Source organism: Nonomuraea sp. CA-141351, from assembly GCF_050944675.1.
Classification (GTDB): Bacteria; Actinomycetota; Actinomycetes; order Streptosporangiales; family Streptosporangiaceae; genus Nonomuraea.
Genome location: NZ_CP191982.1, coordinates 10,966,807 through 10,985,839 on the forward strand (window position 1 = coordinate 10,966,807; position 19,033 = coordinate 10,985,839).

Annotated in this window: 18 protein-coding genes; 13 read left to right on the top strand and 5 right to left on the bottom strand. The window is 66.9% G+C overall.

Annotation, left to right across the window (positions count from 1 at the left end):
- Positions 1-498: 498 nt before the first annotated feature.
- The 4 genes from ACQPWU_RS51465 (at position 499) to ACQPWU_RS51480 (ending at position 6,747) form a co-directional block, all read left to right on the top strand.
- The gene (locus ACQPWU_RS51465; protein ID WP_433433991.1) at positions 499-930 is read left to right on the top strand and encodes a transposase; all 432 of its coding nucleotides are present in this window, start codon (positions 499-501) and stop codon (positions 928-930) included.
- 627 nt (positions 931-1,557) lie between these two features.
- The gene (locus tag ACQPWU_RS51470; protein WP_433433993.1) at positions 1,558-3,087 is read left to right on the top strand and encodes a trypsin-like serine peptidase; all 1,530 of its coding nucleotides are present in this window, start codon (positions 1,558-1,560) and stop codon (positions 3,085-3,087) included.
- A gap of 435 nt (positions 3,088-3,522) precedes the next feature.
- Positions 3,523-5,085, top strand: coding sequence for a trypsin-like serine peptidase (locus ACQPWU_RS51475; RefSeq protein WP_433433995.1), 1,563 nt, complete (start codon positions 3,523-3,525; stop codon positions 5,083-5,085).
- Between the two features lie 174 nt (positions 5,086-5,259).
- Entirely contained in the window at positions 5,260-6,747 is a 1,488-nt protein-coding gene (locus tag ACQPWU_RS51480) for a hypothetical protein (RefSeq protein WP_433433997.1), read from the top strand.
- 72 nt (positions 6,748-6,819) lie between these two features.
- On the opposite strand, the gene ACQPWU_RS51485 is transcribed toward ACQPWU_RS51480, so the two are convergent.
- Positions 6,820-8,181 (bottom strand): hypothetical protein, encoded by a 1,362-nt coding sequence (locus tag ACQPWU_RS51485; protein ID WP_433433999.1) that lies wholly within the window; start codon positions 8,179-8,181, stop codon positions 6,820-6,822.
- 175 nt (positions 8,182-8,356) lie between these two features.
- Complete coding sequence (locus ACQPWU_RS51490) at positions 8,357-9,565, bottom strand: NAD(P)-dependent malic enzyme (protein WP_433434001.1); 1,209 nt, start codon at positions 9,563-9,565, stop codon at positions 8,357-8,359.
- Positions 9,566-9,825: 260 nt separating this feature from the next.
- Between ACQPWU_RS51490 and ACQPWU_RS51495 the strand changes: the two genes are divergently transcribed.
- From ACQPWU_RS51495 to ACQPWU_RS51510, 4 genes are all read left to right on the top strand, one after another.
- Positions 9,826-10,677: an ABC transporter substrate-binding protein gene (locus ACQPWU_RS51495; protein ID WP_433434004.1), complete on the top strand. Its 852-nt coding sequence runs from the start codon at positions 9,826-9,828 to the stop codon at positions 10,675-10,677.
- A 3-nt stretch (positions 10,678-10,680) separates the two neighbouring features.
- Positions 10,681-11,508, top strand: a complete 828-nt coding sequence (locus ACQPWU_RS51500; RefSeq protein ID WP_433434006.1) for an amino acid ABC transporter permease — start codon at positions 10,681-10,683, stop codon at positions 11,506-11,508.
- On the top strand, positions 11,505-12,248 hold the full coding sequence (locus ACQPWU_RS51505; RefSeq protein WP_433434007.1) for an amino acid ABC transporter ATP-binding protein: 744 nt from the start codon (positions 11,505-11,507) through the stop codon (positions 12,246-12,248). The genes ACQPWU_RS51500 and ACQPWU_RS51505 overlap by 4 nt, the downstream gene beginning before the upstream one ends.
- A gap of 134 nt (positions 12,249-12,382) precedes the next feature.
- On the top strand, positions 12,383-12,808 hold the full coding sequence (locus tag ACQPWU_RS51510) for a CGNR zinc finger domain-containing protein (protein WP_360685152.1): 426 nt from the start codon (positions 12,383-12,385) through the stop codon (positions 12,806-12,808).
- Here the strand turns inward: ACQPWU_RS51510 and ACQPWU_RS51515 are convergent.
- The gene (locus ACQPWU_RS51515) at positions 12,805-13,125 is read right to left on the bottom strand and encodes a S24 family peptidase (protein WP_433434009.1); all 321 of its coding nucleotides are present in this window, start codon (positions 13,123-13,125) and stop codon (positions 12,805-12,807) included. The two genes, ACQPWU_RS51510 and ACQPWU_RS51515, sit on opposite strands and share 4 nt — an antisense overlap.
- A gap of 155 nt (positions 13,126-13,280) precedes the next feature.
- Between ACQPWU_RS51515 and sodN the strand changes: the two genes are divergently transcribed.
- The 3 genes from sodN to ACQPWU_RS51530 all read left to right on the top strand — a co-directional run bounded on the left by sodN (position 13,281) and on the right by ACQPWU_RS51530 (position 15,032).
- The gene (gene sodN / locus ACQPWU_RS51520; RefSeq protein WP_360685157.1) at positions 13,281-13,682 is read left to right on the top strand and encodes a superoxide dismutase, Ni; all 402 of its coding nucleotides are present in this window, start codon (positions 13,281-13,283) and stop codon (positions 13,680-13,682) included.
- A gap of 127 nt (positions 13,683-13,809) precedes the next feature.
- A complete protein-coding gene (locus ACQPWU_RS51525; protein WP_358118069.1) occupies positions 13,810-14,235 on the top strand; it encodes an anti-sigma factor in 426 nt (141 codons plus the stop codon).
- Positions 14,236-14,252: 17 nt separating this feature from the next.
- A complete protein-coding gene (locus ACQPWU_RS51530) occupies positions 14,253-15,032 on the top strand; it encodes an RNA polymerase sigma factor SigF (protein ID WP_176573444.1) in 780 nt (259 codons plus the stop codon).
- On the opposite strand, the gene ACQPWU_RS51535 is transcribed toward ACQPWU_RS51530, so the two are convergent.
- Positions 15,029-15,412: a hypothetical protein gene (locus ACQPWU_RS51535; RefSeq protein ID WP_433434012.1), complete on the bottom strand. Its 384-nt coding sequence runs from the start codon at positions 15,410-15,412 to the stop codon at positions 15,029-15,031. The genes ACQPWU_RS51530 and ACQPWU_RS51535 overlap by 4 nt on opposite strands.
- Before the next feature lie 88 nt (positions 15,413-15,500).
- Between ACQPWU_RS51535 and ACQPWU_RS51540 the strand changes: the two genes are divergently transcribed.
- The gene (locus ACQPWU_RS51540) at positions 15,501-16,463 is read left to right on the top strand and encodes a diacylglycerol/lipid kinase family protein (RefSeq protein WP_433434013.1); all 963 of its coding nucleotides are present in this window, start codon (positions 15,501-15,503) and stop codon (positions 16,461-16,463) included.
- Positions 16,464-16,737: 274 nt separating this feature from the next.
- Positions 16,738-16,992 (top strand): WhiB family transcriptional regulator, encoded by a 255-nt coding sequence (locus ACQPWU_RS51545; protein WP_360685168.1) that lies wholly within the window; start codon positions 16,738-16,740, stop codon positions 16,990-16,992.
- Positions 16,993-17,118: 126 nt separating this feature from the next.
- On the opposite strand, the gene ACQPWU_RS51550 is transcribed toward ACQPWU_RS51545, so the two are convergent.
- The gene (locus ACQPWU_RS51550; protein ID WP_360685171.1) at positions 17,119-18,588 is read right to left on the bottom strand and encodes a histidine kinase N-terminal domain-containing protein; all 1,470 of its coding nucleotides are present in this window, start codon (positions 18,586-18,588) and stop codon (positions 17,119-17,121) included.
- Positions 18,589-19,033 lie beyond the last annotated feature (445 nt).

Here is a 19,033-nt window from a genome sequence, read left to right on the forward strand (position 1 = left end):
TACCTTCGGCTGTAGACCGGCCAGATCATGGACGTCGTGGTCATACGGCGGCCGCCAGGCGAACGCGGTCCCCATGAAGGCGTACCGGAGATCGGCATGCACACGCGACGGCCCCCCCTTCGGCCGGACTAGCGAGCACCGCGTAGACATTGATGTCCGCCGGAACGTCGTCATCCGGCGCCGCGGGGATCGTGCCACACCAGGCGACGCCGGTCACCGCCTCAAGCCGCACGCAATGCGGCGCCGTACATGCCGCCGACGGCATCCACGACAACCGCACTGCAGGTGACATGCAGCGGACGGAAAGGCCCTCAGCGGTCGACCACCTCGACCTACGCAACCTCCGCGCCAAGGTGCTAGTGCAAGGGCGATGCGGTCGACGCCATCGTCCGGCACAGCCACAGCCCAGATGGTGCTCCAGATCGTGATCAAGAAACTTCCACGAAGATCTTTTTTGAAATCGCTGACGCAGAGTGTTTACCTTGTCACGATGAGCGTATGCATCGAGGCGATCTGACGAACGCCGAGTGGGAGCGACTCGCATCCCTGCTGCCTCAAGGCGACAAGCGCGGAGATCGGTGGGATGAACACCGGATGATGATCAACGGCGTCCTCCACCAGGCCCGCACCGGGTTGCGGTGGCGCCATCTCCCCGAGCGGTTCGGCTGCTGGGTAGCCATCTACCGGCAGCACCGCCACTGGACGGCCGATGGCACCTGGCGCCAGCTGCTGGCCGCGGTCGAAACCGCGCAGAAGAATGTCGCCCGGACAGGCCAGGAGACAACGACAGGCCGCGGCACCGAGCAGGCGCACCGGGACGAGGCTCCGGAGGTAACACAGCATCCGCGATACAAGCGGACCGCCGGCGATCCGGTGCTGCTGAGCCTCCGCGCCCACCTGACAGCGATAGTCAGGCAGAGAGACCTCTAGATCCCGATCTGGAAGCGGTCGAAGTCAAGGAACTGCCGCTGCGGCTGGACGGCCTCTCCCATGGCCGATGGCACGCAGCTGCAGAATGTGTCACTCACTGAGGCGACTCGAGCGCCCAGTCCTCATAGAACGGGCCGCGGGTCGCTCTACCAAGACCCGCCTGCCACCGGCGGCCGTCCTCGTCGACCCCTCCCTCCCGGCGAGGACGGCACCATCCCCACATAGGCGATCCCCGCGATTTCTGGCTCTGAGTGGCGTCGCGGAGCGGACTCCAGGCCCCAACCTGAAGATCACCTGTGAGGAATGGACCGTGTTAGACGGATCAGGCTTCAATCTGGTTCCTGTGATCTAAGTCACGTTCTGGCGGCTACGCTCTGTGGTGGATAACTAACGGCACTCCCGTCCCATCAGCCACAACCCCTCCATACCCTGCGAAAACGTGACTATCCAATCACGCGCCGCGAAGATCACTGACAGATAACAGCACGGTAACGGCGGTAAGGGCGCCTACCGAATCGACCAAACCGGGTTCCACCTGCGGAGATCACCACGCTATGTTCCTTGCTATCCCTTTACTGACGCATGGGACGCAAGTTGCGACCCACGACAGAGCAAGGAGCAGTTCCCTTGAAGCGCATCCTCATCCCCGCCGGTGGCGCCATCGTGGCTACCGGCCTTCTGGCTGCCGGCCTGGCCGGTAACGCCCAGGCCGCCAGCGACGTTGCCAGCGACCCGATGGCGACGAGTGCGGCTAACGCCAAGGCCATCGCTGAGTTCTGGGCCGACAACAACGGCGCTGCCCTCCGGGCCGCCAAGGAGTCGAACGTCTGGGACAAGAGCGACGTCGCCAAGCTGCAGAGCAAGGGCGGCTACAGCTCGGACACCAAGCCCGGCTCGACGGCTCCGATCGGCGAAGAGAAGAAGACCACCGCCAAGGTCCAGAACGTCAACATGCCGAAGACCATCGGCAAGGTGTTCTTCGTCAACAGCAAGGGCGAGAAGAAGTGGTGCTCCGCCACTTCGATCCAGTCCCAGTACCGCAACCTGGTCGCCACGGCCGGTCACTGCGTGTACGACACGGCGACCAACTCGGACGTCATGTCCAAGTGGGTCTTCGTCCCCGGTTACTACCAGGGCAAGGCTCCCTTCGGCATCTACGTGGGTAAGCAGGCCTTCACCCACTACGACTTCGACGTGTACGAGGACTACGACCGCGACTACGCGTTCGTGACCGTGTACAACGGCGTCAAGCTCGGTGGCGGCACCCCCAAGCAGGTCTCCAAGGCCGACTGGGACAAGTACACCGGCATCAAGGACGCCAAGGACGTCGAGATCAGCCGGGAGGAGTTCCGTAAGGGCAAGCTCGACCCCACCTCGACCGAGGCGTACTGGGTCAAGAGGGGCACGGCGCCCGAGGCGACCGGCCCTGACTACCCGGGTGCCGCGGTCGGCAAGGTCGAGGTCGCCGAGGCTGCCTACAAGGCCGCCAAGCTCGGCAAGGGCAACGGCTTCAAGTTCGGCGAGCCCGTCACCGAGATCGTGACGGACGCCGAGGCCGCCGCCTACAAGGCCAACCAGGAGAAGGACGCGGCGAAGTACCCGGCCACGGTCGTCAAGGACGCCCGCGGCAACTGGACGATCACGCACTACTACGTCCAGCAGTGGTACAAGCCCGGTTCGGACACGAAGTTCTACAAGACCGTCTTCTTCACCATCGAGGGCTTCGCCGCTGACGCGGGCCGTCTCGGTGACAACGTCGGCGGTCAGGGCTTCGCCTGGAACCAGCCCACCGGCAAGCCGGTCCGCGTGTTCGGCTACCCGGCCGCTCCTCACCCCGACGGCAACAAGAACTACACCGGCGTGACTCCGAAGTGGTGCTACGGCACCACGACGAAGAAGCTGCAGGGTTCTGCTGCCAAGAAGATCGAGGAGCACGTGGCCCTCAAGTGCGCCTTCACCGAGGGCGCCGATGGTGGCCCGTGGCTGTACAAGTACAGCAACGCCAAGCGTCTCGGTTACCTGAACGGTGTCGTGAGCACCTTCAACGACCAGGACGGCAACGGCCGCGTGGACTACATCTCGTCGCCGTACTTCGACGGCGAGACCAACACCGTCTACAAGGCCGCCGCGGTTGCGTGGTCCGGCAAGATTGTCTGAAGTAACGGATAGCGACCGGGCATAGACCGTTCGTATAACCGTTACACGCGAAGGGCCCGGCATCCTGCCGGGCCCTTCTGCGTTCCCGCCGAAAGTGAAGGCCCGTTGGACGCATGGAACGCCCAGACGGTGCCATCAATCCAATGTGATCTGCATCACATCAACACTTCGAAGGACATCAAAAGGACACCGACACCCCGAGAGTCACACTGACAACCTCCTTATGTTGATCAGGGCAAACAGCCCCAAGGCGCGCTTCCCTCGACTCATGCGCATCAGCCGCTTAAACATCACAGAACGGTTACGCCCGGCTTGTCGCATCTTTTCCCCCCAAAGCGGCTACCCGCGAGCAAGATCGACACTGTATGTTCCTGGCTATCCCTTTACTGACGCATGGGACGCAAGAGGCGTTCCACGACAGCGCAAGGAGTTACCGTGAAGCGCATCCTCCTCCCGGCCGGTGGCGCCATTCTGGCCACTGGTCTGCTGGCTGCTGGTCTGGCCAGCACCGCCCAGGCCGACGACACCATTGCGAGCGACGCGCTCGCAAAGACCGCGGCTCAGGCGGCCGAGACCCTGGACTTCTGGACCAAGTCCAACAACGCGGCGCTGACGCAGGCCGTGGCCTTCAACCCCGATGCCCTCGAGGTCAAGAAGATCTCCTCCGGTGGCGGCTATACCTCGGACACCAAGCCGGGTTCGACCGCCCCCATCGGCGAGGAGAAGAAGGCCACCGTCAAGGTTCAGAACGTGAACCTGCCGAAGACCATCGGTAAGGTTTTCTTCGAGGGCCGCGACGGCAAGCTGTACTGGTGCTCCGGCACCTCGATCCAGTCGGGGTACCGCAACCTGGTCGCGACGGCCGGTCACTGCGTGTACGACATCGCCGGCAACGACGAGGTCGTGTCCCGCTGGGTCTTCGTCCCGGGCTACTACCAGGGTAAGACTCCGTTCGGCCTCTACGTGGGTAAGCAGGCCTTCACCCACTACGACTTCGACGTGTACGAGGACTTCGACCGCGACTACGCCTTCGTCACCGTCTACGACGGTATCGGCGGCACGCTGAACAAGCCCAAGCTGGTCGACTGGAAGACCTACGACGACTACAAGGGCGAGAAGTTCGTCAAGGACGTCACGGTCTCCGAGGACGAGTACAAGAAGGGCAAGCTCGACCCCAAGACCACGGACTACTACGACGTGGACCCGGGCTCGGCCGACGAGGCCACTGGTCCGGACTACCCCGGCGCCGTGGTTGACCGTGTCGAGGTCACCAAGTCGGTGTATGACGCTGCTGGTGTCGGCCAGGCGAACGGTAAGAAGTTCGGCGAGCCTGTTGTCGAGAACGTCACCTACAACGAGTGGTTCGCGTACGCCAAGAAGCAGAAGCCGACCTGGAACGGTCAGCTCCCGCTGCCCACGCCGACCGCTCAGTACCCCGCGACCCTCGGGGGCGACGGCCGGACCAACGCCACCATCACGCACTACTACGTGCAGCGGTGGTACAAGCCGGGTAAGGTCGCCCGTTACGTTCGGCTCGAGCCGTACACCGTGGTCCACGAGGTCAAGAGCGTTGGTCGCCTCGGCGACAACGTTGGCGGCCAGGGCTTCGCGTGGAACCAGCCGTCGTCCGGCAAGTACGTCCGCACCTTCGGCTACCCCTACGGCCCGCACCTGGACGGCAACAAGCCGTTCACCGGTGTGACGCCGAAGTGGTGCTACGGCAAGACCGCGAAGAACGCTCTGCTGATCCCGTCCAAGAAGGTCGAGGAGCAGCAGTCCCTGAAGTGCACCGTGACCGCCGGCTACGACGGTGGCCCCTGGCTGTACAAGTACAGCAACGCCAAGCGTCTCGGCTACGTCAACGGTGTCACCAGCCTCATCGCGGACACCGACAACAACAAGCGCTACGACACGATCACCTCGGCTTACTTCGACGGTGAGACCAACGTCGTGTACCAGGCTGCTACGAAGTCCTGGAGCGGCAAGCTCATCCCGTAGTTCGCTGCGGATCGGAACGAAGACTTGTTCGTCGTTCATTAGCAGTACCGAAGGGCTCGGCATCCTGCCGGGCCCTTCGGCCTTTTGGCTGAGAAATCTGGTTATTCCACTTACCAGAGTGGCTGAAGGGTCGATAGGGTCTTTACACCCTTCTTGACAACCGTGGAGCCTTCCGTGAAGCGCCTGCTCATCCCCCTAGCCGCTGCCGGCCTGAGCGCCGCCGTCCTCGCCGCCCCCGCCAGCGCCGCCCCTAGCTGGGCCAGTGACAACCTCCAGCCCAAGCCTGCCGACGCGTACGGCGACGCCTTCTTCTGGCTCGACTCCAACGGAGCCGCCCTGCGCAAGGCCACCCAGTACAACCTGGACACCAAGAGCGTGCCCAAGATCGTGTCGTCCGGCAGCAACGGCACCGCCAGCGGCAAGCCCGGCATGACCGGCCCCACCGGCACGACCAAGCCCAGCGTGAGCAAGAACGTCAACCTGCCCAAGACCATCGGCAAGGTGTTCTTCCTCGACAAGGCGGGTCGCTACCGCTGGTGCTCGGCGACGTCCATCCAGGCCAGGAACCGCAACCTGGTCGCCACCGCCGGCCACTGCGTCTTCGCCAACGGCAAGGACGACGTCTACGACAAGTGGGTCTTCGTACCCGGCTACTACCAGGGCAAGGCCCCCTTCGGCGTCTACGTGGGCGCTTATGCCTTCACGGCTTACGACCTCGACACGTACGACGACTACGACGGCGACTTCGCCTTCGTCGCGGTCCACAACGGCTTCGCGCTGGCGGGCGAGAAGGACGTCTCCCGCAACGAGTTCAAGGCGTGGGCCGGCGACAAGTGGATCAAGCCGCGCGAGATCAGTGCCACGGACTTCCTCAAGTGCCAGCTCACCCTCGGCGACTGCTGGTCGGAGGGCGAGGACAAGCCGGCCGACCTCGTAGGCCCTGATTACCCCGGTGCCGTCTTGGAGAAGGTGGAGGTCGGCGCCTCCGCGTACAAGGACGCGAAGGTCGGCAAGGGCCAGGGCTTCAAGTTCGGCGAGCCCGTCGTCGAGCAGGTCACCAAGCCCCAACAGGACGCCTACAACGGTCCCGGCACCAAGGGCACCGACAAGCTCGGCAACTACACCATCACCCACTACTACACCCAGAAGTGGGTGAAGCCCGGCACGTCCCGTAAGTACTACGAGGCCCACTACATCCTCGGCATCGCCAAGGACATGGGCCGGCTCGGTGACGTCGTCGGCGGTCAGGGTGTGGCCTGGAACCAGCCGCTGGGCCAGCAGGTGACGGCGTTCGGCTACCCCTCCGCCCCGCACCCCGACGGCGACCGGCCGTTCTCCGGCGTGACGCCGAAGTGGTGCGCCGGCAAGACCGCCACCAAGAGCTACCAGATCAACACGTTCAAGGTAGAGACGCACCAGCTGCTCAAGTGCTCCATGACCCCCGGCGCCGACGGCGGCCCGTGGCTCATGAGGTACGACAACGGCAAGCGCACCGGCTACGTCAACGGCGTGACCAGCATGTTCCACGACAACGACGGCAACGGCCGGATCGACTACATCAGCTCGGCCATCTTCGACAGTGAAGTGGCCGACGTCTACGCGAAGGCCAACTACGCGGAGACCAAGAAGATCGTCGGCCCCAACGGCGAGCTTCTCCAGTAAGAAGGCACAAGAGACGGCCCGGGCGCGCTCAAGGGCTCAAAGAGCGCGCCCGGGCCGTTTCACGTCCCAAGGTCACACCGCCGTGAGCTCGCGCGGCGACCGCTCGCGCAGCGCCAGCACAGCACGCTCGTTCTTGTACGGCTCCAGCCGCCGCCGCAGATCCGCCGCATACGACCGCGTCCGAGCCGACTGCAGCTCCCCGGCCAGCGCGAAGGCATTGGCGGCGGCGGAGCAGGCCTCCTCCAGTTCCCCGCACTGCAGCAGCCCGGCGGCCAGCAGCGACAGGTTGAACATCCGCCCGCGAACGTACCGGGAGTCCATGTCGAGCGACCGCCGGGCCTGCCGCACGGCCCGCTCGCCCTCCCCCAGGTCGCGGAAGCAGTGGGCGAACTTGGCGGACAGGTAGGCCTCGTCGAAGTAACTCAGCCACGCGGGCTCCTCGGCGGGCTTGCGGGCGTCGAAGGCGCACTCCGCCTCGTGCAGGGAGAGGCCGCAGGAACGGGCGTCGCCCAGGCCCGCGTGGGCGTGGGCCTCGAGGACGTGGGCGGAGGCCAGCAGCGTGTGCACGCTGGCGCGGCGGGCGGACAGCTGGGCGGCCCTGGCCAGGTCGAGAGCGTGTGAGGGCTGGCCCATGTAGATGGCCTGGTGTGCCATGCCGGCCAGGATCTCACCGCCCAGGACGTGGTCGTCGGCGCCCCTGGCCAGGCGGAGTGCCTGGATGAGGTAGCGCTGGGCGAGGCCGTGCTGCTCCATGTCGTAGGCCATCCAGCCGGCCAGGCGGGTCAGCTCGGCGGCCGCGGCGGCCAGTTGCCTGCCGGTGGCCTCGCCGTACAGGCCGTCTTTGAGCAGCGGAGAGACGGCGGTGTCGAGGTATTTGACCACGGAGGAGCGGACGCGGCCGCTGCCGAAGCGGTTGTCCAGCTGGCCGAACGATCGGGTGACCTCATGGATGGCGGCGATGTCGGCGCGGCCCACCCGCCGCGCGCCCATGCCGCTCGGGTGTCCCTCGGGTGGGGACGTCAACCAGCGGAAAGCTCCCACGGAGCCTGCTCCTAACGCGAACGTCGAGTCGATGAGGAATCTCCGCCTCTCTACGTCGGCCCGCCAAAGCGCCGTCACGGTCGCGACCCCCTCCTGCCAGGTGTGCGTGAACTCCTGTCCGAGATCGAGGGGCGTGAGGATGGCGGGCATGCCCAGGTCTTCCGAGGTAACCGCTCGGCCCAGCCGCATCGCGAATATCTCCGTGAGCAGGCCGGGCACGGGGTCGCGTGGCCTCTGACCGCCGATCCAGCGCAGGACGGAGCTGTGGTCGTACTTGAGACCCGGAGTGCCACGCGCAGCTCCCCAATCGTTGAGGCACCTGGCCAGTCCCTTGTGGGAGAACCCCGCCTCCGAGATGAGCTGCCGCAGCAGTCGGTTTGGCTCGCGTTCCATCGCTCTCCTCGTCACAGGAGTGGGCGCCCACGTCCTTACAGAGAGCTACTGTTATATCACCTTGGGTAAAGGTTTAAGAGTGATTCTCAAAGGAAAGCCCAACTCGACAGCGAACGGGGGCCTCCCCTACCCATGGCTGGGTCAATCAGGCGGGAGGCCCCCGTAAAAGAGCAGGTCAGAGGCGGGCGACGCCGTCGGCTCGGGCCTGGGCCGCGACCGCGGCCGTCACGGCGGGCGCCACGCGCTCGTCGAACGGGCTCGGGATGATGTACGTCGGCGAGAGGTCGTCGCCGACGACGGCCGCCAGCGCGTTGGCCGCGGCCACCTTCATGTTCTCCGTGATGGAGGACGCGCGCACGTCCAGAGCGCCCCTGAACACCCCGGGGAACGCCAGCACGTTGTTGATCTGGTTGGGGAAGTCGGAGCGGCCGGTCGCCACGACCCTGACGTGCCTGGCGGCCACGTCGGGGTGGACCTCGGGCGTGGGGTTGGAGAGAGCGAAGACGATGGCGTCGGGCGCCATGGAGGCGATGGCCTGCTCGGACACGGTGGATCCCGACAGCCCGAGGAACACGTCGGCGCCGGCCAGCGCGTCCTCCGTCGAGCCGGTGTGGCCCGCGCGGTTGGTCTCGCGGGCCAGGGCCTCCTTGACGGGGTTGAGCCCCTCCCTGCCCTCGTAGATCATGCCCTTGGAGTCGGAGACCGCGATGTCGCCGATGCCCGCCTCCAGGAGGATGCGGGTGACCGCGACGCCGGACGCGCCCGCTCCGGCCACGACGACGCGCAGATCGCCCAGCGAGCGCCCGGTCAGGCGCGCGGCGTTCTGGAGTGCGGCCAGCGCCACGATCGCGGTGCCGTGCTGGTCGTCGTGGAAGACGGGGATGTCGAGCCGCTCACGAAGGCGGTCTTCGACCTCGAAGCAGCGCGGCGCGCTGATGTCCTCCAGATTGATGCCGCCGAACGACGGCGCGAGACGCGCGACGGTCTCGACGAGCTCGTCGACGCCGGTGCAGTCGAGGCAGATGGGGACGGCGTCGACGTTCGCGAACTGCTTGAACAGCAGCGCCTTGCCCTCCATGACCGGCATGGCGGCCGAGGGTCCTATGTCGCCCAGGCCGAGCACGGCGGTGCCGTCGGAGACGACGGCGACCACGTTGGAGACCCATGTGTAGTCGTTGACCAGCGAGGGCGTGTCGGCGATGGCGGTGCAGACCCGGGCCACGCCGGGCGTGTAGGCGAGCGAGAGGTCGTCCGCGTCGCGGACGGGAACGGTGGAGCGGACCTCGAGCTTGCCTCCGCGGTGCAGCGCGAAAGCCGGATCGAGATCGAGTTTGTCAACGGAAGCAGAAGCGGGCGTGACAGCCACAGCGACCCCTGTAGTCATCGGGAGCGGAAGAAACCTTCGGCGGACGAGCGGGAGCGGGCTGGCTTCGGTAGCTGCCAGGATCCCCTCGTCGGTCATCTCGGAGGGGTACGGGGGTCACCCGTCTCCCTATCGTGCCACATGGTGAGATGGTCTCGGTGTCGGCGCCGACGCCGTTCCGTTGACGCATCGTTAAATCCCTGATGACGGACCGCTGCTAAACCCCATTTAAACTGCACAAAACGCAAGCTTCGTGGCATTTCACTTCGAGGAGGCCGTACATGGCCCTCAGTCCCAAGGGCCGCCGTGGCTACGCCGCCGGCGCGCTCGTCTTGGCCGCTGCTCTCACGCTGACCGCGTGCGGCGGAGGCTCGAGCTCGGGCAGCACGACCAGCGCGAGCGCCTCCGCGGCGGGCGGAGTCAAGCTCGTGCAGCCCGGCAAGCTCACGGTCTGCACGAACATCCCGTACGAGCCGTTCCAGTTCAAGGACGCGAGCGGCAAGATCGTCGGGTTCGACGTGGACATCGTCGACCTTGTCGCGAAGAAACTGGGCGTGACCCAGGAGATCGTGGACATCGACTTCGCGGTGATCAAGAGCGGTGCCGCCATGGCGGCGAAAAAGTGCGACCTGGCCGCCGCCGGCATGACGATCACCCCGGAGCGCAAGGCGAACATCGACTTCTCCGACCCGTACTTCGACGCCACGCAGGCACTGCTGGCCAAGAAGGGCACGGGCGCCAAGTCGCTGGAGGACGTCAAGGCCAAGAACCTCAAGCTGGGCGCCCAGGCCAGCACCACAGGCCTCGACTACGTCAAGAAGCAGGGCTTCGACCCGACCGAGTACGCCGACTCCGCCAAGGAGCTGCTGGCCCTGCAGGCCGGGCAGGCCGACGTGATCGTCCAGGACCTGCCCGTGGTGCTCACCTGGCTGAAGAAGCCGGAGGTCGCCGCGAAGTTCGAGCTGATCGGCAGCCTGGACACCGGTGAGCAGTACGGCCTCGGACTGAAGAAGGGCGCCGACCCGGTGCTGCTGAAGACGATCAATGAAGAGATCGCCAAGGCCAAGCAGGACGGCACCTACGAGAAGATCTACGTGAAGTGGTTCGGCAAGAAGCCCGGCGAGCTGGGCTGATCCATGGCCGACCAGCCGAAGACGGCTGAGCCTGTCCGCGCCAGGCTCAGCCCCCGGAAGAAGCAGCAGGTCAGCCGCGGCATCCAGTATGCCGTCCTGGCCGTCGCGCTCGTCGTCCTCGTCCTGTACGCCGACTGGGGCAGCCTCGCGCAGAACTTCGCCAAGGCCGAAGTGGCGAAGGAGACGCTGCCGGACCTGTTCGTCATCGCGCTGCGGAACACGATCATCTATACAGTCAGCGGATTCGTCCTCGCCTTCCTGGTGGGACTGCTGCTCGCGCTCATGCGGCTGTCGCAGGTCCGGCCGTACCGATGGATCGCGATCGTCTACATCGAGATCTTCCGTGGCCTGCCCGCGCTGCTGATCTTCATCATGATCACCTTCCTGCCGCTGGCCCTGCCGGGCTTCGAGGTGCCTTTCGGCACGTACGGCCAGGTCGCCCTCGGACTCGGGGCGATCGGCGCGGCCTATCAGGCGGAGGTGTTCCGCGCGGGGCTGCAGGCCGTGCCCAAGGGGCAGGTCGAGGCCGCCAGGTCGCTGGGCATGTCCGCCACCCGCGCCCAGTTCACCGTGGTGATCCCGCAGGCCCTCCGCATGGTCATCCCGCCGACCACCAACCAGTTCGTGGCCCTGCTCAAGGACTCGTCGCTGGTGTTGTTCCTCGGCGTGTCCAGCGAGTACGTGGAGCTCGCCAAGTTCGGCAACGACCTGGCCTCCCAGCACTCCAACGCCACGCCCATCATGGTCGCCGGTCTGACGTACCTGATCGTCACAATCCCGCTGGGATACCTGGCGACCCGGCTGGAGGGGCGTAAGGGGAGGAACCGATGACGCACGCAATCGAGATCGCGGACCTGCACAAGTACTTCGGCGACAACGAGGTGCTCAAGGGCATCGACATGACCGTCGACCCCGGCCAGGTGGTCTGCGTCATAGGCCCCTCGGGCTCGGGCAAGTCCACCCTGCTTCGCTGCGTGAACCTGCTGGAGCAGCCCACCAAGGGCAAGGTGTTCGTTCAGGGGGTCGAATTGACCGACCCCGACGTGGACATCGACGCCGTCAGGCGGCGCATCGGCATGGTCTTCCAGCAGTTCAACCTGTTCCCGCACATGACCGCGCTGCAGAACGTGATGATCGCTCAGCAGCGGGTGCTCAAACGGAGCAAGAAGGAAGCCGAGGTCGTCGCCAGGGAGAACCTCGACAAGGTAGGCGTCGGCGCCAAGTGCGACGCCCTGCCGGGGCAGCTCTCGGGCGGTCAGCAGCAGCGCGTGGCGATCGCCAGGGCGCTGGCCATGAACCCGGACCTGATGTTGTTCGACGAGCCCACCTCGGCGCTCGACCCCGAGCTGGTGGGAGACGTGCTCACCGTCATGCGCAAGCTGGCGGAGGAGGGGATGACCATGCTCGTGGTCACCCACGAGATGGGCTTCGCCCGCGAGGTGGCCGATCGGGTGGTGTTCATGGACGGCGGCGTGATCGTCGAGGACGGTGTGCCCGCGCAGGTGATCGGCGACCCGAGCCACGAACGCACCCGAGCCTTCCTCCGCCGCGTCCTCCACCCGGAGGAGTAACCCCCCGGCCCACGCCCCACGGAGCGCGCCCACCCACTCGGGGGCGCGCTCCGGCCATCTCACGCCGCATCCCATCCCCACACACCCGAAAGGCCTCGGCCACGGTCGGCAGGCTGATCGTGTAATACTCCGGCATGGACCTCACCTCTTACGCCGAGTGGGCCCTCCGCCTGGTCAACGACCCGGACCCGCCGCCCGAGCTGAGGGGGCTGCGGGACGAGCTCGCCGCCGTGTTCGACGCGGCCGACGACGAGCAGGCCGCGGTCGAGCGGCTGAACGCCCTGCTCGTGCGCTACCCCGTACACCCTCAGCTCACCGACCACGACGGCCGGGGCTGGCACCTCCACCTGGCCGAGGACAACGCCGCCAGCGCCGTGATGGGCCTGGCCGCGGTGGTGGCGGAGCTGGGCGTGGACCGGCTCGGCCGGTGCCAGGAGCCGCGCTGCCGGCAGGCGTTCCTGGACACCTCGTCCAACCGCTCCCGCCGTTACTGCTCGCCCCGCTGCGCCAGCCGCGCGAACGTGGCCGCCTTCCGCGCCCGGCAGAGGAACGGCTCCTAGCGCCGCCGTCGCAGGAGGGGCCAGTAGCGCAGCACGACCCGTCCCAGGATGTCGTGGACGGGGCCGAAGTCCCAGCTGTCGCGGCGCCCGCTGGCCCGCTGGTTGTCGCTCTCCAGCCACCACCCGTCGGCCCCGTGCCACTGCGCCCGTTTCACGATCAGCCGATCCGGATCGCCGGGGAGCCTGGCCACGACGAGATCACCCGGGTGGACGGTGGCGTTCCTGCGTACCAGAAGCCAGTCGCCGGGAACCAGCGCGGGACGCATCGAATCGCCCTCGACACGCACTCTCATGGGCTGTGACCGTTCACTGGGCATCAACGACACGCGGGCGGAGGCCCCCGTCCGAGCCCGTCGCGCAACAAGCCTAAGACCCCGCGGGTGCCGGGGAACCCCCTCCCCCGCAGGCGTTCCGGACCCGAGTAAGGTCGGTTGTGGACCAAGCTGATTCAGCATCAAGGAAGGACTTTCTGATGCTCGCACGACTGCTACGACCCAAGCAGGTCGCTTCCGCCCACTGTGACCTGCCCTGTGGGGTCTACGACCCCGCTCAGGCCCGCATCGAGGCCGAGTCGGTCAAGGCGATCATGGAGAAGTACGCCGGCAACGAGGACCCGGTCTTCCGCGCCCGCGCGCTGACCATCAAGGAGGACCGCGCCGAGCTGGTCAAGCACCACCTGTGGGTGCTGTGGACCGACTACTTCAAGCCGCCGCACCTCGAGCAGTACCCTCAGCTTCACCAGCTCTTCTGGGACGCCACGAAGCTCGCGGGCGCCGCCGGCGCCAAGGGCACCGTGGACGTCGCCAAGGCCGAGGACCTGCTGGGCAAGATCGACGAAATCGCCAAGATCTTCTGGGAGACCAAGGCGGCCTAAAACGGCACATAAGGCTCTGTGCGGCGATGTCCGCGCAGAGCCTTTTCCGTTGATGGCGAGTCTGAATCGTCCAAGCACCTCCCAGGGGCGGTAAGTTGCAGTTGGCGTCGGAAACGCGAGGAGGAACGTGACCGAGGAAACCGAGACGCGCGCGGAGGGCGTGGCCGGCATCCGCGACGTGGTGAGCATCAGGCTCCCCGCCGCCAGTGCCTACCTGTCTGTGCTGCGTACGGCTACCGCCGGGCTGGCAGCGCGGCTTGACTTCACGCTCGACGAGATCGAGGATCTACGGATCGCGGTCGACGAAGCGTGCGCCATGCTGCTGAGCGAGGCGGTGCCCGGCACCGACCTCACCGCCGAGTTCGAGCTGACCGGGCAGGAGATGCAGGTGAGGGTCGAGGTGGCGACCGTCGGCAGCTCCGCGCCCAAACGCGATGACTTCGCCTGGATGGTGCTGACCGCTCTGGCCGACGACGTCGACGCGGTGACCGACTCCCCCGATCGCATGGCGATCGTCCTGCGTAAGCGCCGAGGCGCAGCGAGGCCGGCGTGACGGAAAGGACTGGAGCCATGGCCACCAGCGAACACGCCGTGCCCGACAGGGTGCGTGCCCGCATGCTCTTCGCCGAGCTGGCCGAGCTGGGCCCCGAGGAGCCGCGCCGCCAGCGCATCAGAGATGAGCTGGTCGAGCTTCACCTTCCCCTGGTCGAATACCTGGCTCGTCGCTTTCGAAACAGGGGCGAGTGGCTCGACGACCTGACCCAGGTCGCCACCATCGGCCTGATCAAGTCCATCGACCGCTTCGACCTCAACCGCGGCGTGGAGTTCTCCACGTACGCCACGCCCACCATCGTCGGCGAGATCAAGCGCCATTTCCGCGACAAGGGCTGGGCAGTGCGCGTGCCGCGCCGCCTGCAGGAGCTGAAGCTCTCCCTGACCAAGGCGATAAGCGATCTGTCGCAGCGCGAGGGCCGCGCGCCGACCGTGGCCGAGCTGGCCTCCTACCTCAAGATGACCGAGGAGGAGGTGCTCGAGGGCCTCGAGTCGGCCAACGCGTACTCGACCGTGTCGCTCGACGCGCCCGACTCCGGCGACGACGACGCCCCCGCGGTGTCCGACTCGCTCGGCATCGTGGACGAGTCGCTCGAGGGCGTCGAATACCGCGAGTCGCTCAAACCGCTGCTCGAGCGGCTGCCGCCACGTGAGAAGCGCATCCTGCTGTTGCGCTTCTTCGGCAATATGACGCAGTCGCAGATCGCCACCGAGCTGGGCATCTCACAGATGCACGTCTCGCGCCTGCTGGCCCGCACGCTCGCGCAGCTGCGCGAGGGCCTGACCGCCGAAGACTAGCCGTCCCCGTAGAGGGCGTGGGTGGTGGGCGGCGCGAGCAGCGTCGCCAGCCCGGCCACGGCGATCACGATCAGCGGGATCCCGAGCTGCGGCTGGCCCGACTCGATGAGCGTGACGGAGACCGGCACTACGAAGATCTGGGCCAGCACGCCGGGCGACCTTCCCCACCGCTCCATCCTGAACAGCCCGCCCCATGCCACCCAGAGCAGCCCCGCCCCGATCAGCAGGCCGAACGCCGACTCCGCGAGGGCGGTGGTGAGGTTGTCCGGGGTGCTGACCAGGGTCTCCACCCCGACGTAGATCCCGAGTCCGAGCGCGGCCAGGCCCTCCAGGGCGACGATGGCGGCGGCGATGACGAGGGTGACCGGACGACTACTCACGCCCGTACCCTACCCCTCGGGTCCTTCGGCCCGAGAAATGGGACGTTCGGCCGATAAAGCGCACGTGGCCAGCGGATACGCTGGCGCTATGCGCGCCATGCTATTGGTGAACCCCAAGGCCACGACCACGAACGCGCGTACGCGTGACGTGCTGATCCGCGCGCTCGGCGCGGCCGTGGGGCTGTCGGTCGAGGAGACCCGCTACCGCGGGCACGCCGCGGCGCTGGCCGCCACCGCGCGGGCCAAGGGGTACGACGTGGTGGCGGTGCTCGGCGGCGACGGGACGATCAACGAGGCCGTCAACGGCCTGCTGAACCCGGTGAACGGCCACGAGGTCCCATCAGACGATCCCAGCGCCGGGCGGCCGGCGCTCATCGTCATCCCCGGTGGCAGCGCGAACGTGTTCGCCCGCGCGCTGGGGCTGCCGAACGACCCGGTGGAGTCCACGGGGGCCGTGCTGGAGGCGCTGCGGGAGGGCCGGCGCAAGACCGTGGGCCTGGGGCAGGCCCTGTGGGAGGGCCAGAGCCGCTATTTCACCTTCTGTTCGGGTATGGGCTACGACGCAGAGGTTGTACGGGCCGTGGAAGGCCTGAGAGGCACCGGCCGGAAGGCATCCCCGGCCCGATATGTGAACACCGCTCTACGGCACTATCTGGCCACGGACAAACGGCATCCAGCGATGACCCTGACCGGCCCCGGGATTCCAACCGTCGAGGGGGTGTTCATGGCGATCATCTCGAACACCTCGCCCTGGACGTACGTGGGCAGCAAGCCCGTGCACCCGACCCCGTGGGCCGGCTTCGAAACCGGCTTGGACCTGCTCGGCCTGCGGCGCATGGGAATGATCACGATCGCGCCATTGATCCGACAGATGCTCACGCAGAGTGACGCGCTTCCGGGCGGCCGGCACCTCGTACAGCTCCATGACGAGGCGGAGTTCACGCTGACCGCGGACCGGCCCGTGGCCTTTCAGCTGGACGGGGACTACCTGGGCGAACGCGAAATCGTAACATTTCGGTCTACACCGCACGCGTTACAAGTTTTGGTCTAGATGGTTACAATCGGTCATTGTGTGACGCATCCGACATCCATAACAGCCAAAACTTCCCGCCAACCCCCTTGCGTGCACTCAGCGTGGCTGACAGTCTCAAGACTGACGTCGGAACGTAGGACCTTTAACAACCCCAAGGGTCCTCCGAGTGTCAGCGGGCAACCCTGGGTCCTCACAGGTCCGGGCGGTTGCTCGCGCAAGTTAGTGAAACTCTTCACAAAGTAGTAGCCGCACGGAGCCGACCAAAGGCTTCATCTACTAAGGAGTGGACCGCATGGACTGGCGCCACCGAGCTGCCTGCCGTGACGTGGACCCCGAGCTGTTCTTCCCGATCGGCAACACCGGCCCGGCACTCATGCAGATCGAGGAGGCCAAGCAGGTCTGCCGGTCCTGCTCGGCCGTCGAGGCCTGCCTGAAGTGGGCGCTGGAGTCCGGGCAGGACGCCGGCGTCTGGGGCGGTCTGAGCGAGGACGAGCGTCGCGCCCTCAAGCGCCGCAGCGCTCGCCAGCGCGCCCGCCTCACTGCCTGACCTGCGCCTCCGAGGCACCAACCGCCTGACACCGCCAACCTGACATCGGCGCATGAGCCGCGACAGGCTCACGCGCCGCCATTGGCTCGCGTGCCTCCTTCGGGCAGAACGCCGTACGAGCCGGAGTCAGGCCGCCGGCAGCGGGATCGACAGCGTGACCTCCGTGCCCCCTTCGAGCCGCGGCTCGATGGACAGCCGGCCCGACAGTTCCCCCTCGACCAGCGTACGGACGATCTGCAGCCCCAGGCTGGTGGACTTTTCCAGGTCGAAGCCGACGGGAAGCCCGCGGCCGTCGTCCCACACCGTGACGTTGAGCCGGTCGAGCGCGGACTCGACCACCACCTCGAGCCGCTTGGGCCGCCCATGCTGCATCGCGTTCTGCAAGAGCTCGGTCAGCGCCATGGCCAGCGGCGTGGCGATGAGCGAGGGCAGCACGCCGAACCCCCCGACTCTCCTGGGCATGACGGCCACCTCGGCCGCCGACACCTCCCCGGTCATGGCGATCACCCGGTCGGCGATCTCGTCGAAGTCCACGAACTCCTCGGGCGCGTGAGACAGCGTCTCGTGCACGATCGCGATCGACCCGACCCGGCGGACGGCCTCCTCCAGCGCCTCCCGGCCCTCGGGGACCTGCAGCCGCCTGGCCTGGAGCCGGAGCAGCGCGGCCACGGTCTGCAGGTTGTTCTTGACCCGGTGGTGGATCTCGCGGATGGTGGCGTCCTTGGTCATCAGCTCGCGCTCGCGCCGCCGCAGCTCGGTCACGTCCCTGATGAGCACCAGCGCGCCGATGCGACCGCCGCCGACGACCAAGGGGATGGCTCTGAGCTGCACGATCGTGCCGCCGGACTCGACCTCGGTCTCCTTGGCCGCGCGCCCGCTTGCCACGATCATGAGGTCTTCGTTGATGGGCTCGTCGGAGTAGCAGAGCGCTGCGGTGACCCGGCCCAGCTCGGCTCCGACCAGGTCGGCGTGCAGGCCGAGCCGCCGGTAGGCGGACAGGGCGTTCGGCGAGGCGTACGTGACGCGCCCGGCCCGGTCGAGCCTGAGCAGGCCGTCGCCGACGCGCGGCGAGCGCACCAGGATCGGCTCCTCGCCCGAGAACGGGAAGCGGCCCTCGGCCACCATCTGCGCCAGGTCGGAAGCGCTCTGGAGGTAGGTCAGCTCCAGACGGGACGGGGTGCGGGCGGAGGAGAGGTTCGTGGAGCGCTGGATCACCCCCAGGAAGCGCCCTTCGCCGCCCTCGACGGTCCGCCGCACGGGGATCGTCTCCTCGCGTACCGGGACCCCCGTGGACCAGTCGGGGTCGCCTTCGCGGCAGATCCGGCGCTCGCTCCACGCGGTGTCGATGAGGTAGCGCTCGCCCTTGGCGGCGACGCTGCCGACGATGTCGTCGTGGTAGACGGTGGGGCCCGTGGTGGGGCGCATCTGGGCGATCGCGATCCAGCCGCTCCCGCCCAGGAGCGGCGCCCACAGGATGAGGTCGGCGAACGACAGGTCGGCCAGCAACTGCCAGTCGGAGACCAGCGAGTGCAGCCAGTCGAGATCCGCCTCGTCGAGGGCGGTGTGACGGGCTACGAGGTCGCTGAGTGTCGGCACAGATGCATCATGCGTGCTTTCCGCCGCAACAACCAAACCGACCCCCTGACTGAATGTGCAGCCAGATACGCGGGCAGGACTCCGCACGGCACGTTCGCACGCCCGCTCACTCGCACAGTGAACGCAGATACGGCATCGTGCAGCCAACCGAACCTATCGGAAATCTCATATTGTGAGAACCGTCACACTGCCGACCCCGTTCAGACACCAGGAGAAACAGTACGGAGGTGATCGACACGGGCAGGTGGTTCCGCCGCGACACGGCTCACGGACCGGGCTCGGTTGCGATCGCGCACGCTGCTGTGGATATCCTTCACAATCAGCCTGAGCTGCCCGGATCCGTGCGCGCCAGCCGCCGTGCCCGTCCGGTGCCCGTCGGCCGCTCCCGCCCGCGGTTGACCGCTCGGGCCGATGTGAGTTCCGATGATCTCGCGGTGACCAGACA